At 61.6% G+C, this 19,335-nt stretch carries 20 protein-coding genes; 9 read left to right on the top strand and 11 right to left on the bottom strand.

Annotated elements, in window-relative coordinates; translation table 11 throughout:
* Positions 1-204 precede the first annotated feature (204 nt).
* Positions 205-1,206, top strand: coding sequence for an LLM class flavin-dependent oxidoreductase (locus HX786_RS02870; RefSeq protein WP_087694564.1), 1,002 nt, complete (start codon positions 205-207; stop codon positions 1,204-1,206).
* Positions 1,207-1,325: 119 nt separating this feature from the next.
* Here the strand turns inward: HX786_RS02870 and HX786_RS02865 are convergent, their stop codons facing one another.
* Entirely contained in the window at positions 1,326-1,553 is a 228-nt protein-coding gene (locus HX786_RS02865) for a DUF1161 domain-containing protein (protein WP_003214893.1), read from the bottom strand.
* Positions 1,554-1,670: 117 nt separating this feature from the next.
* Positions 1,671-1,886: a dodecin gene (locus HX786_RS02860; RefSeq protein WP_008439585.1), complete on the bottom strand. Its 216-nt coding sequence runs from the start codon at positions 1,884-1,886 to the stop codon at positions 1,671-1,673.
* A 156-nt stretch (positions 1,887-2,042) separates the two neighbouring features.
* Between HX786_RS02860 and HX786_RS02855 the strand changes: the two genes are divergently transcribed.
* Positions 2,043-2,369 carry a YqjD family protein gene (locus HX786_RS02855; RefSeq protein ID WP_003170746.1) on the top strand — a complete coding sequence of 109 codons (327 nt, stop codon included), beginning with the start codon at positions 2,043-2,045 and terminating at the stop codon, positions 2,367-2,369.
* Here HX786_RS02855 and HX786_RS02850 read toward each other — a convergent pair.
* Complete coding sequence (locus tag HX786_RS02850; RefSeq protein WP_177022427.1) at positions 2,366-3,262, bottom strand: LysR family transcriptional regulator; 897 nt, start codon at positions 3,260-3,262, stop codon at positions 2,366-2,368. The two genes, HX786_RS02855 and HX786_RS02850, sit on opposite strands and share 4 nt — an antisense overlap.
* Before the next feature lie 109 nt (positions 3,263-3,371).
* On the opposite strand from HX786_RS02850, the gene trpB reads away from it, so the two are divergent.
* The 3 genes from trpB (at position 3,372) to HX786_RS02835 (ending at position 5,991) form a co-directional block, all read left to right on the top strand.
* A complete protein-coding gene (gene trpB, locus HX786_RS02845; RefSeq protein ID WP_010168558.1) occupies positions 3,372-4,598 on the top strand; it encodes a tryptophan synthase subunit beta in 1,227 nt (408 codons plus the stop codon).
* A complete protein-coding gene (gene trpA / locus HX786_RS02840) occupies positions 4,598-5,407 on the top strand; it encodes a tryptophan synthase subunit alpha (protein ID WP_003214901.1) in 810 nt (269 codons plus the stop codon). The genes trpB and trpA overlap by 1 nt, the downstream gene beginning before the upstream one ends.
* A 140-nt stretch (positions 5,408-5,547) precedes the next feature.
* On the top strand, positions 5,548-5,991 hold the full coding sequence (locus HX786_RS02835) for an anti-virulence regulator CigR family protein (protein WP_003214903.1): 444 nt from the start codon (positions 5,548-5,550) through the stop codon (positions 5,989-5,991).
* 66 nt (positions 5,992-6,057) lie between these two features.
* On the opposite strand, the gene HX786_RS02830 is transcribed toward HX786_RS02835, so the two are convergent.
* From HX786_RS02830 to HX786_RS02805, 6 genes are all read right to left on the bottom strand, one after another.
* Positions 6,058-7,362, bottom strand: coding sequence for an MFS transporter (locus tag HX786_RS02830; protein WP_003213647.1), 1,305 nt, complete (start codon positions 7,360-7,362; stop codon positions 6,058-6,060).
* 180 nt (positions 7,363-7,542) lie between these two features.
* A complete protein-coding gene (gene dgoD, locus HX786_RS02825) occupies positions 7,543-8,691 on the bottom strand; it encodes a galactonate dehydratase (RefSeq protein ID WP_003213645.1) in 1,149 nt (382 codons plus the stop codon).
* Between the two features lie 33 nt (positions 8,692-8,724).
* Positions 8,725-9,345 carry a 2-dehydro-3-deoxy-6-phosphogalactonate aldolase gene (locus HX786_RS02820; RefSeq protein ID WP_003213643.1) on the bottom strand — a complete coding sequence of 207 codons (621 nt, stop codon included), beginning with the start codon at positions 9,343-9,345 and terminating at the stop codon, positions 8,725-8,727.
* Positions 9,346-9,358: 13 nt separating this feature from the next.
* The gene (locus HX786_RS02815; RefSeq protein ID WP_178911699.1) at positions 9,359-10,327 is read right to left on the bottom strand and encodes a 2-dehydro-3-deoxygalactonokinase; all 969 of its coding nucleotides are present in this window, start codon (positions 10,325-10,327) and stop codon (positions 9,359-9,361) included.
* Between the two features lie 102 nt (positions 10,328-10,429).
* On the bottom strand, positions 10,430-10,756 hold the full coding sequence (locus HX786_RS02810) for a DOPA 4,5-dioxygenase family protein (RefSeq protein ID WP_003213639.1): 327 nt from the start codon (positions 10,754-10,756) through the stop codon (positions 10,430-10,432).
* Between the two features lie 31 nt (positions 10,757-10,787).
* Positions 10,788-11,738 carry a LysR family transcriptional regulator gene (locus HX786_RS02805; RefSeq protein ID WP_178911698.1) on the bottom strand — a complete coding sequence of 317 codons (951 nt, stop codon included), beginning with the start codon at positions 11,736-11,738 and terminating at the stop codon, positions 10,788-10,790.
* 103 nt (positions 11,739-11,841) lie between these two features.
* Between HX786_RS02805 and betC the strand changes: the two genes are divergently transcribed.
* From betC to HX786_RS02790, 3 genes are all read left to right on the top strand, one after another.
* Positions 11,842-13,356, top strand: coding sequence for a choline-sulfatase (betC, locus tag HX786_RS02800; protein WP_178911697.1), 1,515 nt, complete (start codon positions 11,842-11,844; stop codon positions 13,354-13,356).
* A gap of 16 nt (positions 13,357-13,372) precedes the next feature.
* Entirely contained in the window at positions 13,373-14,293 is a 921-nt protein-coding gene (choX, locus tag HX786_RS02795) for a choline ABC transporter substrate-binding protein (RefSeq protein WP_178911696.1), read from the top strand.
* Positions 14,294-14,458: 165 nt separating this feature from the next.
* Positions 14,459-16,027 carry a SulP family inorganic anion transporter gene (locus HX786_RS02790; RefSeq protein WP_178911695.1) on the top strand — a complete coding sequence of 523 codons (1,569 nt, stop codon included), beginning with the start codon at positions 14,459-14,461 and terminating at the stop codon, positions 16,025-16,027.
* A gap of 114 nt (positions 16,028-16,141) precedes the next feature.
* Here the strand turns inward: HX786_RS02790 and aroE are convergent, their stop codons facing one another.
* Entirely contained in the window at positions 16,142-16,960 is an 819-nt protein-coding gene (gene aroE / locus HX786_RS02785; RefSeq protein WP_102367811.1) for a shikimate dehydrogenase, read from the bottom strand.
* Positions 16,960-17,889, bottom strand: a complete 930-nt coding sequence (gene hemF, locus HX786_RS02780; protein WP_178911694.1) for an oxygen-dependent coproporphyrinogen oxidase — start codon at positions 17,887-17,889, stop codon at positions 16,960-16,962. The genes aroE and hemF overlap by 1 nt, the downstream gene beginning before the upstream one ends.
* 158 nt (positions 17,890-18,047) lie before the next feature.
* Between hemF and HX786_RS02775 the strand changes: the two genes are divergently transcribed.
* Positions 18,048-19,025, top strand: coding sequence for an NADPH:quinone reductase (locus HX786_RS02775; protein WP_008439566.1), 978 nt, complete (start codon positions 18,048-18,050; stop codon positions 19,023-19,025).
* Positions 19,026-19,335: the final 310 nt, after the last annotated feature.

Here is a 19,335-nt window from a genome sequence, read left to right as displayed (position 1 = left end):
AACGGTGGTTTTGCGTCAGTAAGGGTTCTGAGGATAGACGCCACGGCAAAGTTCATCTTGTCGGAGAAACCTAGCGATTAAGTAGGAAATTTCACCATCGCTATTGAATCTCGGGTATATGCCCTCATTGCATAGGACATGCACATGAAGCGGCAGGTTTTGGTTCGTCTAAGAAGCCTGCGCCCCCATTGGAGAAGCAGGCTTATGAAATCGCTGTCCGACGTAAAGTTCTCGACCCTCGACCTCGTGCCCGTGCGCGCCAACGGCAGCCCGGCGCAGTCGCTGCGCAATTCCCTGGACCTGGCCCAGCACGTGGAAAAATTCGGCTACAACCGTTTCTGGGTCGCCGAACACCACAATATGGACGGCATCGCCAGCTCGGCGACCTCGGTATTGCTGGGTTACCTGGCCGGCGGCACCTCGACGATCCGTGTCGGTTCCGGTGGCGTGATGCTGCCCAACCACGCACCGCTGGTGATCGCCGAGCAGTTCGGCACCCTGGAAAGCCTGTACCCGGGCCGCATCGACCTGGGCCTTGGCCGCGCACCAGGCTCCGACCAGATGACCGCCCGCGCGCTGCGTCGTGAACGCTCCGGCAGCGCCGATGACTTCCCGGAAGACGTGGCTGAACTGATGGCCTACCTCGGCCCGCGCACTCCGGACCAGCGCGTGATCGCCGTACCCGGCACGGGCACCAATGTGCCTGTGTGGCTGCTGGGCTCAAGCCTGTTCAGTGCACAACTGGCAGGCGAGCGCGGTTTGCCTTACGCCTTTGCCTCGCATTTCGCACCGCGCCTGATGCATGAAGCGATTCGCGTCTATCGCAACCACTTCAAGCCTTCGGCTGTGCTGGACAAGCCCTATGTGATGCTCGGCATCCCGCTGGTGGCCGCCGACACCGATGAGCAAGCCGACTACCTGGCCACCTCGGTGTACCAGCGAATTCTCGCGCTGATGCGTGGGCAAAGCCTGGTGCAGCGCCCGCCGGTCAAAACCATGGACGGCCTGTGGCTGCCCCATGAGAAAGACGCCGTGGGCAGTTTCCTCGGCCTGGCCATGGTGGGCAGCCCGCAGAAGATCCGCGCCAAGCTGGAAGTGCTGGTGGAGCAGACCGGCGCGGATGAGCTGATCTTCACCTGTGACCTGTACGAGCATGCCGACCGGATTCATTCCTACGAGCTGCTGGCGCAGGTCATGAAGGGCTGAATCCAGGAGTGAGGCGGGACGCAGAGCATCCCAGGCTTCATTCCCACGCGGAGCGAGGGATCGCAGGCAAAAAAAAAACCGACGCACTCGCGTCGGTTTTTTACGTCTGCAACACGGGATCACCCGCGCTTGTAGGCGATTTCCTTGGTACCGGCTTCACAACTGCCGACAACCGTGTGGTCACTAGGTGCAGCACCTTTGTCCACGATTTCCAGGGAGTAGCCCGAAGCGCCTTTAGCGTCGATTTTCGCCGCAATCTCGCTTTTCAGCTCTTCACAAGGCTTGCCCGCCGCCAGGGCCGTGCCCGCAATGCTCAACAAACCTACCGCCAACAAAAAGTTCTTCATCCGTCACTTCCTTGGGTTGATCGAAAGGAAGCACGTCGCCGCTCGTCACGTCGACGTGCCTAAAGGTTGTAGCGGAGTTTATGGCAATCGGCCAGCGCGCAAGTTCAACCGGCTCAATCAACTACTGGCAATTCGGAACCCCACCTTGAGGGTGACCTGGAAATGCGCAGCCTTGCCGTCCTTGATGTGGCCACGGGTTTCGGTCACTTCAAACCACTCCAAGTGCTTGATGCTCTTGCTGGCTTCAGCCAGGGCATTGTTGATGGCCTCCTCGATGCTGGTCGCGGAAGAGCCCACCAGTTCGACTTTCTTGTAGGTGTGATGATCACTCATAAGTTTTTCTCCTGGGGTCGTTAATCAAGACTAGCAGTGAATTCTCGTACTGCTTCTGGCGGCTATTGCGATGTGAAAGTTCAGATTTACTGCACTTTCTGAAACCGCCGCAGTCGGAAACAACACACGCCACTCAATCACTCCAGGAGAGCCCACATGGCCAACACCTCTTTACGCAAAGCGTCATTGGAAAGCATGGAAGCCGAGATTTCGAGCCTGCTCAAATCTTTGGAAAGCCTCAAGGACGATGCGTCTGACGAGTCGCGCAAAACCCTGAAGGCCCTGAAAAGCAATGCCGAGAACGCTCTCAAGCATTCCCGCCACCTGATCAGCGATGCCTACGAAGAAAGCAAAGTCAAAATCCGCGAAACCGGTGTTGCAACACGGGACTACGCGCAAGAGCATCCATGGACTACCGCCGGTGTTGCCGTCGGCGCGCTGGGTCTGCTGGCGGCCTACTTGCTGTGCAAACGCGGCGACTAAACGTCCTGGCGCGCAAGCTCAGCCTTGAGCCACTGCGCCAGTTGCCCGGCGCGCCCATCTGCGGCGCGCTTGGGTAGCCACAACGCCAGTTGCGCCGGGGTTTCACTGAAACCCCACGGCGCAACCAGGCGACCCGCTCGCAGGTCCTCTGCCACCAGCGGCTCAGGCGCAATTGCTACCCCCAGCCCGGCCACCGCCGCCTCCAGCAAATAATACAAATGCTCAAACCCCTGACCGTACTTCAACGCGCCAGCGTCGATCCCATGGTGCTGCGCCCAGCTGGGCCAGGCTTGCGGGCGTGAGGTAGTGTGCAACAGGGCCTCATTCAGCAGCGCCTCGGGAGGCGCCTGGCGCAATCGCTCGTAATGGGCAAAACGCGGGCTCATGACCGGGCCGATGCGTTCGCTGGCCAATTCGTACACCTGCATATCCGCCGGCCATGGGGGTTCGGCGAACACCAGCAGCGCGTCCAGGCCGGGGCGACGCGGGTCAAGATCGCCTTCACCCGCCGACAGATGCAGGCGCAAATCCGGCAACTCGGCGTTCAGGCGCCCCAGACGCGGAATAAACCAGCGCGCCAGCAGGCTGCCGGAGCAGCCGAGCACAAACGGCGCATCGGCACTGCTTTGCGTGAGCTCGGCGCAAGTGTCCCTCAGTCGCTCGAAGGCCTCGAAACTCGCATCTCGCAGGCGAATGCCGGAATCTGTGAGTTTGAGGCCGCGCCCGTCCTTGGCGAACAGGCTTACACCAAGGTGTTCTTCCAACACCTTCAGCTGCCGGCTGACCGCACCATGGGTCACGTGCAGTTGCTCAGCGGCCTGGCTAACGCTGTTCAGGCGCGCAGTCGCCTCAAAAGCGCGCAAGGCATTCAGCGGTGGGAGGTCTCGGCTCATCTGTGAGTTTTCCTGACAGGTTGTGGCGATCTTATCGGTTTTCACGCGGAAGCGTCAGGGGTAGAGTGACCGTCATTGCCTCTTACACATTTTCTACCTGGAGCGTCCCATGACTCAGACCCAGACCGATTTACGCAACGGCCCGGATGCCAATGGCCTGTTTGGTTCGTTCGGCGGCCGCTACGTGGCGGAAACCCTGATGCCGTTGATCCTTGACCTGGCCCGCGAATACGAAGCGGCCAAGATCGATCCGGCCTTCAACGAAGAACTGGCCTACTTCCAGCGCGACTACGTCGGACGCCCAAGCCCGCTGTACTTCGCCGAGCGCCTGACCGAGTTCTGCGGTGGCGCCAAGATCTACCTCAAGCGCGAAGAGCTGAACCACACCGGCGCCCACAAGATCAACAACTGCATCGGCCAGATCCTGCTGGCGCGGCGCATGGGTAAAAAACGCATCATCGCCGAGACCGGCGCCGGCATGCACGGTGTGGCCACGGCCACCGTCGCCGCGCGTTTCGGCCTGCAATGCGTGATCTACATGGGCACCACCGACATCGAGCGCCAGCAGGCCAACGTATTTCGCATGAAGCTGCTGGGCGCTGAAGTGATCCCGGTAGTCGCCGGTACCGGCACCCTGAAAGACGCGATGAACGAAGCGCTGCGTGACTGGGTCACCAACGTCGACAGCACCTTCTACCTGATCGGCACCGTGGCCGGTCCGCACCCGTACCCAGCCATGGTTCGCGACTTCCAGGCCGTGATCGGCAAGGAAACCCGTACCCAACTGCAGGCCCAGGAAGGCCGTCTGCCCGACAGCCTGGTGGCGTGCATCGGCGGCGGTTCCAATGCCATGGGCCTGTTCCACCCGTTCCTGGATGACACCAGCGTCGAGATCATCGGCGTTGAAGCGGCCGGCTACGGCATCGAGACCGGCAAACACGCGGCCAGCCTCAACGGCGGCGTACCGGGTGTGCTCCACGGCAACCGTACCTTCCTGTTGCAGGACGACGATGGCCAGATCATCGACGCCCACTCGATCTCCGCGGGCCTCGACTACCCGGGCATCGGCCCTGAACACGCCTGGTTGCACGACATCGGCCGCGTCCAGTACACCTCGGTGACCGACGACGAAGCCCTCGACGCCTTTCACAAATGCTGCCGCCTGGAAGGGATTATTCCTGCACTGGAAAGCGCCCACGCCTTGGCCGAAGTGTTCAAGCGCGCGCCGACCTTACCGAAAGATCACCTGATGGTGGTCAACCTGTCCGGCCGTGGCGACAAAGACATGCAAACCGTGATGCACCACATGGAACAGTCCCAGCAGGAGAAACACTGATGAGCCGCCTGCAAACACGTTTTGCGCAACTGAAAGAACAAAACCGCGCCGCCCTGGTGACCTTCGTCACCGCCGGTGACCCGGGTTATGACACCTCGCTGGCGATCCTCAAGGGCTTGCCGGCGGCCGGCGCCGATGTAATCGAGCTGGGCATGCCGTTCACCGACCCGATGGCCGATGGCCCGGCCATTCAACTGGCCAACATCCGCGCACTGACCGCCAAGCAGAACCTCACGAAAACCCTGCAAATGGTTCGCGAGTTCCGCGAGGGCAACAGCGACACGCCGCTGGTGCTGATGGGCTACTTCAACCCGATCCACATGTACGGCGTGCCACGCTTCATCAGCGATGCGAAAGAAGCCGGCGTCGACGGCCTGATCGTGGTCGACATGCCGCCGGAACATAACGGCGAGCTGTGCGACCCGGCCCAGGCTGCCGGTATCGACTTTATCCGCCTGACCACGCCGACCACCGACGACGCGCGCCTGCCGACCGTGCTCAACGGCAGCTCAGGGTTTGTGTACTACGTCTCGGTGGCCGGTGTGACCGGTGCCGGCGCCGCGACCCTGGAACACGTCGAAGAGGCCGTGACCCGTCTACGTCGGCATACCGACCTGCCGATCAGCATCGGTTTCGGCATACGCACCCCGGAGCAGGCCGCTGCAATCGCCCGCTTGGCAGACGGTGTGGTGGTGGGGTCGGCACTGATCGACCACATCGCCAACGCCAGCAATGATCAACAGGCCATCGACGGTGTATTGACCCTGTGCTCGGCGCTGTCGGAAGGTGTACGCAACGCCCGTAAGTAAGCGGCTCGTAAGCGGTAGGTAAAGTTCCTGATACAGAGGAATCATGCTGGCAAATCAGCACCTAAGCTAACAAGACCAAGGGATTTCGAACCCGGTTCGAAATCCCTTTTTTGTTCGTGCAGTACTGAGGAAACAGCCCCATGAAAATCCCCAAACGTTTGATTGCAGGTGTAGGCGTGCTGGTGCTTGGCGCCAGCGCCCTGGTCCAAGCTGCGCCCTATGATCAGGGTGGCGGACCTGACCGTGGTGGCCCACAGGGCCAGCACGATCAACGTGGCGATGACCATCGCGGGCCGCAGGACAACCACCGTGGCGGGCCGCCTCAGGACTTTGGTCCTGTGAGACAGGTCATCCGCGACAACCATGGCGACTTCCGCCGTGGCGCGCCGCCGCCTCCCGGCATCCACCTGGTGCGCGGCCAGCGTCTGCCGCCAAACTACTATGGTGAGCGTCTGGACCCACGGGCGCTGGGCCATCTGCCGCAATACCCTGGTTATGAATGGCGCCGTTCGGGCGGGGACATCGTGTTGATCGCCGTTGGCACCAGCATCGTCTATCAGATTCTGGATGGCGCGCTGTACTAGAGCCGCACTGCTTTTGTGGTGAGGGAGCTCCCTCGCCACAGCAAGCCCCCTCGCCGCAGCAGTCGCCTAAATCTCGATACGCTCGACCTTGCCGACCAACAAGATGTAGGACAACGCACCCAACAACGCCAGCACCGCGATATACGTAATCGCCGGTGCAAACGAATCCCCTGTCGCCAGAAAGCCAATCACGATCGGCGTGGTAATCGCCGACAGATTGCCGATGAAGTTGAACACCCCTCCGGTCAGCCCCAGCAGCCTTGCCGGCGCCAGGGTCGACACCAATGACCAGGTGATCGACGCCAGACCATTGCCGAAAAATGCCACCGCCAGAAACGCAATCACCCACGCCGTGGAATCAACAAAGTTGGCGCCGATGATCGCCGTGGAAATCAACAGCCCGCCAATGATCGGCAACTTGCGCGCAAACCCCACGGACGCTCCCCGGCGAATCAGCCAATCGGAAAACAGCCCCGAACACAGCACCCCGACAAACGCCGCCAGAAACGGCAGCGACGCCAGCAGGCCGGACTTGATGAAGTCCATGCCGCGATATTTCACCAGGTAGGTGGGAAACCACGTCAGGAAAAACCACAACGTGGAATTCAGGCAGAACTGCCCCAGGTAGATCCCCCACAGCTTGCGCTTGCTCAACACGATGCCGAGGTCGACCCAGCTGAACGGTGCCTTGGCCGCCTGCGCCTGGATGTCCACCAACCCGCCGCCTTCGCGGATCAGCTCGATTTCCGCCGCATTCGCGCCTTTGAAATCCCGTGGCTCGCGGTACACCGCGTACCAGATCAACGCCCACACAATGCCCACGCCGCCGGTGGCGACAAACACCATATGCCAGCCAAAAGTGTGTTGCAGCCAGGCCAACACCGGCGTGAGAAACGCCAGCCCGACAAATTGCCCGGAGGTATAAACGCCGATCGCCGTGGCCCGTTCACGCTCGGGGAACCAAGTGGTGACCACGCGGCTGTTGATCGGGTAGGCCGGGGCCTCCAGGGCGCCCACCGCCATGCGCAATACGAACAGCGCGATGAAGCTGGCGGCGAAACCGAGCATCACCGTGGCCACCGACCACAGCAGCAGGGCGACGCTGTAGAGAATGCGCGGCGGCACCCGGTCCACCAGCCAGCCGCCGGGAATCTGCATGGCCGCGTAGGTCCAGCCGAACGCGGAGAAGATCAACCCGACATGCACCGGGTCGATCCCCAGCTCGCTGGTCAGGGCCGGAGCGGCAATCGACAGGTTGCTGCGGTCCAGGTAGTTGATCACCACGGTGATGAACAGCAGCACCATGATGAAGAAACGCTTTCGGCTGGGCGTGACTAAAGAAGCCTGCCCGGTGAAGGACTCGGATTGCATGGGGGTTGCCTCTTCTTATGGTTATTGAGGACAGGTCTTACTGAAGAAACCGAATCAAATGTGGGAGCGGGCTTGCTCGCGAAAGCGGTCTACCTGCAGCGGATGTGTTGACTGACACTCCGCCTTCGCGAGCAAGCCCGCTCCCAAATTGATCGGGTTTTCACCTCAAATTCGCGGTGTTTACCACTCCGCGAAGCTGCCGTCGGCATGCCGCCAGATCGGATTGCGCCAGCGATGCCCGATGGCCGCGCGTTCGATCACGTATTCCTCGTTGATCTCGATGCCCAGGCCTGGCCCATTGGGGATTTTCACAAAGCCCTGGTCGTAGTCGAAAACACCCGGATCGCGCACGTAATCCAGCAGGTCATTGCTCTCGTTGTAGTGAATGCCCAGGCTCTGTTCCTGGATGAACGCGTTGTAGCAAACCGCATCCAGCTGCAGGCACGCTGCCAGGGCAATCGGGCCGAGCGGGCAGTGCAGGGCAAGGGCCACGTCGTAAGCTTCGGCCATGTTGGCAATCTTGCGGGTTTCGGTGATACCGCCGGCGTGGGAAGCATCCGGCTGGATGATGTCGACGTAGCCTTCGCTGAGCACGCGCTTGAAGTCCCAGCGCGAGAACAGGCGCTCGCCGAGGGCAATCGGGGTGCTGGTGAGCGGCGCCAGCTCTTTGAGCGCTTCGTAGTTTTCGCTGAGCACCGGCTCTTCGATAAACATCAGTTTGTAGGGGTCGAGTTCCTTCATCAGCACCTTGGCCATGGGTTTGTGCACCCGGCCATGGAAGTCGACGCCGATGCCGACGTTCGGACCGACCGCATCCCGCACGGCGGCGACGTTGGCCAGGGCCTGGTCGACTTTTTCGAAGCTGTCGAGAAATTGCAGCTCTTCGGTGCCGTTCATTTTCACCGCGGTAAAACCACGGGCCACGGCTTCCTTGGCGGCGCGGGCAGTGTCGGCCGGGCGGTCGCCACCAATCCATGAATACACGCGGATCTTGTCGCGCACCTGGCCACCTAGCAGGTCGCTGACCGACACGCCGAGGGCCTTGCCCTTGATGTCCCACAGCGCCTGGTCGATACCGGCGAGAGCGCTCATATGGATCGCGCCGCCACGGTAGAAACCGCCGCGATAGAGCACGGTCCAGATGTCTTCGATATTGCGTGGGTCCTTGCCGATCAAGTAGTCGGACAATTCTTCGACCGCGGCAGCCACGGTATGGGCGCGGCCCTCGACAACGGGCTCGCCCCAACCAGTCACGCCCTGGTCGGTTTCAACCTTGAGGAAGCACCAGCGCGGCGGGACGATGAAGGTGGTCAGTTTGGTGATTTTCATCTTCTTATCTCTCTTGTAGATGGAGAACGCTGATCAGCCCAAGGCATGCCAGGCCGCGACGTAGGCCTGGGCGTTGCTCGCCACTTGGGCGACGCTCATGCCCGGCTTGAATAACCCGGAGCCCAGGCCGAAGCCTTTGACGCCCGCGTCGAAAAATACCTGCATGTTGTCCGGGGTGATGCCGCCCACCGGCAGCAGCACGGTGCCGGCGGGCAGTACTGCGAGCCAGGCCTTGACCACCGCCGGGCCCATTTGCTCGGCCGGGAACAGCTTCAGCACGTCGGCGCCTTCGGCCAGCGCGGCAAACGCTTCGGTGGGCGTGGCCACACCCGGCGACAGATACAGGCCCGCGGCCTTGGCGGCCCGCAGCACCTTGGCATCGCTATGGGGCATGACGATCACCTGGCCGCCGGCGGCTTTGACTTGATCGACCTGTTCCGGGGTCAGCACCGTGCCGGCGCCGATCAGGCAATCGGCGGGCAGGCTGTCCCGTAGGATGCGGATGCTGGAATAAGGATCCGGCGAGTTCAGCGGCACTTCGATCACCCTGAAGCCCGCCGTGTACAACACCTCGCCGATCGCCAGCGCCTCCTCCGGTCGCAGGCCGCGCAGGATCGCGATCAAACCGTTGTGTGTCAGTGCTTGCTTGAGCATGTCGGGCCTCTCGTCAGGTTGCAGGCAGCAGCCCCGCCGCCATGGCCAGCTGCCAAAGGCCACGCTCGGTAGCCTCCTGCGCCAGGGTCACGTGGGGGAAGCCACAGAGTTGGAGTGCACGCTGGTAGCGGGTGCAGAGTTGGGGTGTGCCGACCAGGACGATGTCGCGCTGCTGGCTGGGCTTGCGAGTGCACAGGCCGGTCAGTTCGTGGCCGATCAACAGCCCGGACAGATAGTCCGGTTGCTCGTCAGGCGCCAGCTCGCCGGTCAATCCCAGGGAGCGTGCGCTGAACAAGTTCGACAACAGGCCCGTTTGGCCGTCTGCCGACAGCGCAACCTGAACACCGCGATCAAAAGCGGCCACCTGAAACTGTTCGGAAGGGCGCTGGGTGCGCCCCAGAATGCTGTGTTGACTGAGCACGGCGAACAACTCGCCGGTCATGAAAGTATCGAAGTGAGTGATGCAGCCTTCCACCACCTCCACCCACTTGGAATGGCTGCCCGGCAGGCCGATCAATACGTCGCGCCCGGTATGGGCAGCCAGGCTTTGCAGCACGCCGAGCACCTGGGTTTCTTCACCGCGCATCACATTGGGCAACGCGCCGCGTTGAATCACGCCGGGCACGATGTGCACCGCTGCGCCCCGCAGGCTGCGCACCACATGCAGCGCCTGGCCGAGGGTAGAGACGTCGGCCGGGGTGTCGCGGTAAGCCGCTTCGCTCCAACCCTGGGCGCTGCCGACCATGCCGCAGGCGATAACGGGAAGGTCGGGCTGGGTGTCGAGCCAGTCACCGCAGGCTGCGTCGAATGCCAGCTCGAACCCGTTGCTGCAGCGAACACCGGCTATTTCCCGGGCTTCGGTCGGCAGGTGCATGATCCCCGACGCCAAGGTGCGCCGTTCGATCACGACGCCTGCCGGGCCGAGCTTGTAAGCACGAAGGGAACTGGTTCCCCAATCGAGCGCGATCAATTGCGCCTGCATCGCTTCACCTGAGTGTTCTGAGCGGATGAGGCGAATATAAACCCAAGACCGGCAAAGTCTCAATATATAAATATCAGTCCCATATATAGGGAAATTGAAGGCTTAAAATATTGACAGATCCAGCGTGCGCATCGCCCCCATCCAGATCGCGTGTTCGGTGTGGTCCTTGAGGTCATCACCGGTGGTCGGGTGCAGGAACACCACCAGGCCGTTGCGGTTGAGGGCCAGCCAAGGCAGCACGACGCCGATGTATTCAGGTTCGAATGCCAGCTGGCAGCTCCAGTCCGGGTGCGGGCCCACCGGGCGTTCATGCACGCGGCCCATGCGCAGCGGAAACAATTGCGCGGCGTCTTCGCAGAGTTTGCGCGCCTGGTCGATGGTGTTGGCGTCGAAATAGATATGGGCGTGGTAGCCCTTGATACGTTGCATGACAGGCTCCGGGCTCATTGATCGGCAAATCCTAGACCGCAATGGACGGCAGGGCCAGACCGGTCAGCGATTGTGCGCTGCTGGCCTGTTCGGTCATCAGCCAGTCGACGAAACGCTCGATCAACTGGCTGCGGCGTTTGCGCTGGGGCAGCACCACGTAATAGCCGAAGCGCGAGATCACCGTGTCGCCAATCGGCCGGCACAGCCATTTTTGCTCCAGCAGGTTATCCACAAGGTTACGCCAGCCGATGGCCACGCCCTGGCCCGCGATCGCGGCCTGGATCAACAGCGTGTAATTGTCGAAACGCAGTTGGCCCGGGGTGGGCGCAGTGGTGATGCCCAGTTCGCGAAACACCCCGCTCCAGTCGAACCACTGGTTGTTGTTTTGCTGGCGCAGGTGCAGCAAGGGGAACTCCAGCAGGCTCTGCACCGACAGTGGCGCGACTCGGTCCTGGAGTAGCTGCGGGCTGCACACCGGGAACACTTCCTCGTTGAACAGCCACAGGCTGTCGCCCTGTTTGAAGCGGCCGTCACCGAACAGCACCGCTACGTCGATATCGCTGCGCAACGTGGCGTGGTTACGCTCGCTGGTGACCAGGCTCACGTCCACCTGCGGGTTGGCTTCATGGAAACGATGCAGGCGTGGCATCAGCCAATACGCGGCGAAGGCAAAGTCGGTCGCCACCTGCAGGACTTCATGCTGGTCCTGCTCGGCAATCGCGCTCAGGCCCTGGTTGATGCTCTGCAAACCGGCCTGTACCTGCTCGAATAACAAGGCGCCCGCGTCGGTCAGCTCGATGCCACGGTAGATGCGATCAAACAGGCGCACCTTCAGCTGTTCTTCCAGGCGCTTGATCTGCTGGCTGATGGCCGGCTGGGTGGTGCCCAACTCCATCGCCGCTGCCGTAAAGCTGCGTTGGCGCGCTGCGGATTCAAAGGCACGCAGCAGGTCGAGTGACAGGTGACCGAGGGATTCATACATAAGCTGGGCTTATCCTAGACATTGCTTCTCATGGGCTTTACCACAATTTCCATGGCCTGCATGCTCATTCGCATAAACATCGACTATGGAATGCCGCGAAACCATGAAGCGCAAGAACATTCTTTTTATCATGGCCGATCAAATGGCCGCGCCGATGCTTCCGTTCTACGGTCCTTCGCCTATCAAACTGCCAAACTTGAGTCGCCTCGCCGCTGAGGGCGTGGTGTTCGACGCCGCTTACTGCAACAGTCCGCTGTGTGCGCCATCGCGCTTTACCCTGGTGAGTGGGCAGTTGCCGAGCAAGATCGGCGCCTACGACAACGCGGCCGATTTCCCCGCCGACGTGCCGACCTATGCCCACTACCTGCGCCGCCTCGGCTACCGCACCGCGCTGTCGGGCAAGATGCATTTTTGCGGCCCCGACCAGCTCCACGGCTATGAAGAACGCCTGACCAGTGACATCTACCCGGCCGACTATGGCTGGGCCGTGAACTGGGATGAGCCGGACGTGCGCCCCTCCTGGTACCACAACATGGCGTCGGTGCTGCAGGCCGGGCCGTGCGTGCGCACCAACCAGCTGGATTTCGACGAAGAGGTGGTGTTCAAGGCCCAGCAGTACCTGTTCGACCATATCCGCGAGGATGGCGACCAGCCGTTCTGCCTGACCGTGTCGATGACTCACCCACACGACCCTTACACCATTCCCAAACCGTTCTGGGACCTGTACGACGACAACGACATTCCGCTGCCTGCAACACCGCCACAGGCTGACCTCGACCCTCACTCCCAGCGCCTGCTCAAGGTCTATGACCTGTGGGACAAGCCGCTGCCGCTGAACAAGATCCGCGATGCACGCCGCGCTTACTTCGGCGCGTGCAGCTACATCGACAGCAACGTCGGCAAGCTCCTGCAAACCCTGGAAGACACGGGCCTGGCCGACGACACCATCATCATCTTCTCCGGCGACCACGGCGACATGCTCGGCGAACGCGGGCTCTGGTACAAAATGCACTGGTTTGAAATGGCCGCCCGGGTGCCGCTGCTGATCAGCGCGCCGGGGCAGTTTGCGGCCGGCCGGGTGACCGCCGCCGTGTCCACCGCCGACCTGCTGCCTACCCTGGTGGAACTGGCCGGCGGCGAGCTGGACCCGAGGCTGGCGCTGGACGGCCGCTCGCTGGTGCCTCACCTGCAAGGGCAGGGCGGGCACGACGAAGTGTTCGGTGAGTACATGGCCGAGGGCACCATCAGCCCGCTGATGATGATTCGCCGTGGCGCCTACAAGTTCATCTACAGCGAGGACGATCCTTGCCTATTGTTCGATGTGCACAACGACCCGCACGAGCGGGAGGACCTCAGCCAGTCACCGGAACACCGGCCACTGTTCGAGGCGTTTTTGCATGAAGCGCGGGCCAAATGGGACATCCCTGCGATCCACCAGCAGGTGCTCGCCAGCCAACGCCGTCGCCGCCTGGTGTTCGAGGCGCTGACCCAGGGCAAGCTGAAGAGCTGGGACCACCAGCCACTGGTAGACGCCAGTCAGCAATACATGCGCAACCACATCGACCTCGACGATCTGGAGCGCAAGGCACGTTTTCCACAACCCTGCCAAAACCAATAAAACTGAGGGGAAGGCCATGCAAAAGTTATCCACCGTGTTGAGCGTTGCGCTGCTGGCATTGAGCAGTGCCGGCGTCTACGCGGACACCAGCTGCGACACCGTGAAGATGGCCGATCCGGGCTGGAGCGATATCGCCGCCACCAATGCCATTACCGGTTTCCTGTTGAACGGCATGGGCTACAAGGCCAAGGTTGATACCCTTGCGGTGCCGATCACCTTTGGCGGGCTCAAGGACGGCCAGGTGGATGTGTTCCTGGGTAACTGGATGCCGGCGCAGCAAGGCTTCTACGACAAGTTCGTGGCCAATGGCGATGTGGTGCAACTGGCGAAGAACCTTGACGGCACCGAGTTCACCCTGGCCGTGCCGGACTATGTCTGGGACGCCGGGGTGCATGACTTTGCCGACCTGAACAAGTTTGCCGACAAGTTCGACAAGAAGATCTACGGCATCGGTTCGGGTGCGCCGGCGAATCTCTCGTTGCAGGAAATCATCAAGAAAAACGACTTCGACCTGGGCCAGTGGAAGCTGATCGAGTCCAGTGAACAGGCGATGCTGGCCGAAGTGTCCCGGGCGGTGAAAAAGCAGAAGTTCGTGACCTTCCTCGGCTGGACGCCGCACCCGATGAACGTGCAGTTGAAGATGCATTACCTCAAGGGTGGGGAGAAGTACTTTGGTGACACCGGCAGCGTGTATACGTTGACCCGCAAGGGCTATGCACAGGCGTGCGCGAATGTGGGGAAATTGCTGACCAACCTGAGTTTCACCCAGGAGATGGAGAACGCCATCATGGCTGAGGTGGTGAACAAGAAGGTCAGTAATGCGGACGCGGCGAAGGCGTGGATCAAGGCGAACCCGGCGGTGCTGGACAAGTGGCTGGACGGGGTTAAAACCGTGGACGGCCAGGATGCACTGGCCGCTGTAAAAGCCAAACTCTGATGCACTGATCGTTCCCACGCTCTGCGTGGGAACGCATCCGGTGACGCTGCGCGTCACGACTCAAGAGCGGACGCAGAGCGTCCAGGACGGCATTCCCACGCAGAGCGTGGGAACGATCATCATGAGCCTGATACTCTGATTCAAACCTCTTCAACCGAGTTTCCAATGCCCTGGCCCAACCGCCATACACTCTTCCCCTTCCTCAGCTGGCTCCCGCGCCAAACCCGCGCCAGCGTCGGGCGAGATGCAATCGTTGGCCTGAGCGGTGCAGTCCTGGCATTACCCCAGTCCATTGCCTACGCGCTGATCGCCGGTCTCCCACCGGAGTATGGTCTGTACGCCGCGATCATCCCGGTATTGATCGCCTGCTTGTGGGGTTCTTCCTGGCACCTGATCTGCGGCCCCACGGCAGCCATCTCTATCGTGCTGTACGCCAGCGTCAGCCCGTTGGCCGTGCCCGGCTCCCAGGACTACATCACACTCATCCTGTTGCTGACATTCCTGGCCGGCGTCTTCCAATGGCTGTTGGGCATGCTGCGCTTCGGCGCCCTGGTGAATTTCGTCTCGCATTCAGTGGTGCTCGGCTTCACCCTCGGCGCTGCGGTGGTGATCGCCCTGGGCCAACTGCCCAACCTGCTGGGGCTGGACCTGCCCAGCCAGGCCACGGCGATCAACAGTCTGCTGGCGCTGATCAACCATGCCGGGGAGTGGAATCGTCCTTCACTGGTGCTCGGGCTCGGCACCTTGCTGGTGGGGGTGCTGCTGAAACTCTGGGTACCGCGCTGGCCAACCCTGTTGATCGCGCTGGCCCTGGGCAGCCTCATCCCGTGGCTGTGGCCGACGATGTTCGGGGAGGTGGCGCGGGTCAGTTCATTTGTCGGCAAGCTGCCACCGTTCAGCCCGCTGCCGATGGACCTGGACATGGTCCTGCGCCTGCTGCCGAGTGCCGTGGCGGTGGGCATGCTGGGGCTGGTGACCAGCCTGTCGATTGCGCGCTCACTGTCGGCCCGCTCCCAACAGTTGCTCGATGCAAATCAGGAAGTTCGCGCCCAGGGTTTATCCAACATTGTCGGCGGATTTTTCTCCGGGTACTTGTCGGCGGGTTCCTTCACACGGTCGGGCCTGAGTTATGAGGCAGGCGCCTGTTCGCCGCTGGCGGGGGTGTTTTCCGCATTGTGGGTGGCGTTGTTCGCGCTGTTCGGTGCGGCATTGATCGCGCATATCCCGATCCCGAGCATGGCCGCCAGCATCCTGCTGATTTGCTGGGGGTTGGTCGACCATCGTGGTATTCGGGCGCTGTTCCGGGTCAGCCGCGCAGAGTTCGTGGTGATGAGCCTGACCTGCATCGCCACGCTGTTGCTGGAGTTGCAAACGGCCATTTACGCCGGTGTGCTGGCGTCGCTGTTTTTCTACCTCAAGCGCACCTCACAGCCGCGGGTCCAGCAATGGCGTGACGGAGAGGACGATGTGCTGCGGGTCGGCGGGTCGATCTTTTTCGGCGCCAGCCATTACCTGCAGGTGCGGCTGCAAAGCCTGCACGGCCAGCGGGTGGTGATCGAGGCGCAGCAGATCAACTTCATCGACTATTCCGGGGTGGAGATGCTGCACCAGGAGGCGCGCCGATTGAATGGAGTGGGGCGCAGCCTGGCGTTGCGCAAGGCCCGGCCACAGGTGGTGGAGGAATTGAAGAAATTGGAAGGGGCCGACCAATGCCCCATCCATTTCGAAGACTGAATGCGGTTGAAGCTGTGGGAGCGGGCTTGCTCGCGAATGCGGTGTGACAGTCGCCGTATGTATCGACTGATCCACCGCATTCGCGAGCAAGCCCGCTCCCACATTTGGATTGCGTCAGGCCAGTTGGCTACGCAATTCAGCCAGCACCGGCGCGGAGTCCGGTCGAACGCCGCGCCACAGGAAGAACGCTTCCGCGGCCTGTTCCACCAGCATCCCCAGGCCATCCATTGCCACCGCCGCGCCCTGCTCACTGGCCCAGCGGCAGAAAGCCGTAGGCTCTTTGCCGTACATCATGTCGTAGCAAAAAGTCTTTCCGGGTTCGATCAGGCTGCCGGCAATCGGCGGTACATCGCCTGACAGGCTGGCGGACGTGGCATTAATGATCAGGTCCACCGGTTCACGCAGCCAGTCGAAACCGCTGGCGGACACCGGGCCGAGATCGTCGAACAGCTCGGCGAGCAATTCCGCTTTTTCCACGGTGCGATTGGCAATGATCAGCGAAGCCGGCTGCTCAGCCAGCAACGGCTCCAACGCGCCGCGCACCGCACCACCGGCACCCAGCAGCAGGATACGTTTGCCTTGCAGGCTGAACCCGGCATTCACCGTCAAATCCCGCACCAGGCCGGCGCCGTCGGTGTTGTCTCCCAACAGGCTGCCATCGCCGAGCTTGCTCAGGGTATTCACCGCGCCGGCCCGTTGGGCGCGTTCGGTCAGGGTATTGGCCAGGCGATAGGCCTCTTCCTTGAACGGTACGGTGACGTTGGCGCCACGGCCTTGTGCGAAAAATGCTTTTGCACAGCCGGTGAAATCCTCCAACGGCGCGAGCAAGGTGCTGTAGTCCAGTTGCTCGCCGGTCTGTTCGGCGAACAGACGGTGAATCAGCGGCGACTTGCTGTGGCCGATGGGGTTGCCGAAGACGACATAACGATCCATCAGACCGCCGCCTTGGGCAGCACACCCAGCCAGTCGCGGTCTTGCAGGAAGTAGTCGGTTAGGCGCGCTTCTTCGCTGTCGGGGGCGGCTTTCCAGTCATAGCTCCAGCGCACTTGTGGTGGCAGCGACATCAGGATCGACTCGGTACGCCCGCCCGATTGCAGGCCAAACAAAGTGCCACGGTCGTAGACCAGGTTGAACTCGACGTAGCGGCCACGGCGGAATTCCTGGAATTCGCGCTGCTGCTGGGTATAGGCCATGGCCTTGCGGCGCTGGACGATTGGCAGATAGGCGTCGATGTAGGCGTCGCCAATGGCGCGCATGAAGGCGAAACTGGTGTCGAAGTCCCACTCGTTCAAATCATCGAAGAACAAACCGCCGATGCCACGCGGTTCGTTGCGGTGCTTGATGTGGAAGTAGGTGTCGCACCAGGCCTTGTAGCGTGAATAAACGTCCGGGCCAAACGGCGCGCAGGCCTGTTCGGCGACGCGGTGCCAGTGGATGCAGTCTTCTTCGTTGCCGTAGTAGGGCGTCAGGTCGAAGCCGCCGCCAAACCACCACACCGGCTCTTCGCCTTCTTTTTCAGCGATGAAAAAACGCACATTGGCGTGGGAAGTCGGCACATGCGGGTTGTGCGGGTGGATCACCAGCGACACGCCGAGGGCTTCAAAACCGCGACCGGCCAATTCCGGGCGATGGGCACTGGCGGACGGTGGGAGGCCGCTGCCAAACACGTGGGAAAAGTTAACGCCGCCTTTCTCGATTACCGAACCGTTTTCGATCACACGGGTGCGACCGCCGCCGCCGGCAGGCCGGGTCCAGGCGTCTTCGATGAAGCGAGTGTCCGTCTCGAAGGTTTCCAGGGCGCTGCAAATGCGGTCTTGCAGGTCAAGCAGGTAGGCTTTGACAGCCTCGGTGCGGGTAGTCATGACATCACCTTGAATCGGGCAACGCTACACGAGGCCATTGGGCATCGGCGGCAAATGGGCGCACAGGATACCACTGCACCCACTGCTGCCACAGTTGACGAAGATCAAGCTTAGGAGTCCGATAGGGGGCTACGCGAAATGACTTAAGGAGAGTGCAGATGGCCAAACGTATCCAGTTCCGTGCCCATGGCGGCCCCGAAGTGCTTGAGTATGTGGACTACACCCCGGCAGAACCCGGCCCGCAGCAGGTTCGCGTGCAGAACAAGGCCATTGGCCTGAACTTCATCGACACCTATTTCCGCAGCGGCCTATATGCACCACCGGCCTTGCCGTCGGGCCTGGGCGCAGAAGGTGCCGGCGTGGTTGATGCGGTGGGCAGCGAAGTCACTCAATTCAAGGTCGGCGATCGCGTGGCCTACGGCAGCGGCCCGCTGGGTGCCTACAGCGAATTGCATGTGTTGCCGGCTGCCAACCTGGTGCACCTGCCGGACGACATCAGCTTCGAACAAGCCGCCGGCGCGATGCTCAAGGGCCTGACGGTGCAGTACCTGTTGCGCCAGACCTATGAGTTGAAAGGCGGCGAAACCATTCTGTTCCACGCCGCTGCCGGTGGCGTCGGCTCCCTGGCTTGCCAATGGGCCAAGGCCTTGGGCGTGAAGCTGATCGGTACCGTGAGTTCGCCGGAAAAAGCGGCGCTGGCCAAATCCCTCGGCGCCTGGGAAACCATCGACTACAGCAAGGAAAATGTCGCACAACGCGTGCTGGAACTGACTGACGGCAAGAAGTGCCCAGTGGTGTACGACGGCGTAGGCAAGGACACCTGGCTCACCTCCTTGGATAGCGTTGCGCCACGCGGATTGGTGGTGAGTTTTGGTAATGCTTCGGGGGCGGTGGATGGGGTCAACCTGGGGATTCTGGCGGCCAAGGGCTCGCTGTATGTGACCCGGCCGACATTGGCGACCTATGCCAACAACCCGGAAAACCTGCAGGCGATGGCGGATGATCTGTTTTCGATGATCATCAGCGGGAAGCTGCAGATTGATATTAACCAACGGTTTTCGTTGGGGGATGCGGCGAAGGCTCAGGCAGAGTTGTCGGCGCGGCGCACGACTGGGTCGACCATTCTGCTGCCATAGGGCGTTGGATTTTCAGCGGCTTTGAGGGCCTCTTCGCGAGCAAGTCGAATCGTCGCACCGCCGCTCCCACATTTGTCCGCGTTCCAAAAGTTGGACTCGGTCAAATGTGGGAGCGGCGGTGCGACGATTCGACTTGCTCGCGAAACCGGTGCGCCAGCCCCTACATGTTTGACTGATACACCGCTTTCGCGAGCAAGTCCGCTTCCACATTCGATTGTTGTTGCTTCACAGAAAGCGCTCTGCCACAGGCTTGATAAACTCGCGCTCGCCCTCCTTCGACGCGAGCTTCCATCATGCTCCACGTGCTATT

Source organism: Pseudomonas sp. 21615526 (genome assembly GCF_013386245.1).
Classification (GTDB): domain Bacteria; phylum Pseudomonadota; class Gammaproteobacteria; order Pseudomonadales; family Pseudomonadaceae; genus Aquipseudomonas.
The sequence above is the reverse complement of the archived record's forward strand: the minus strand, read 5'-3'. Positions and strand labels throughout refer to the sequence as shown.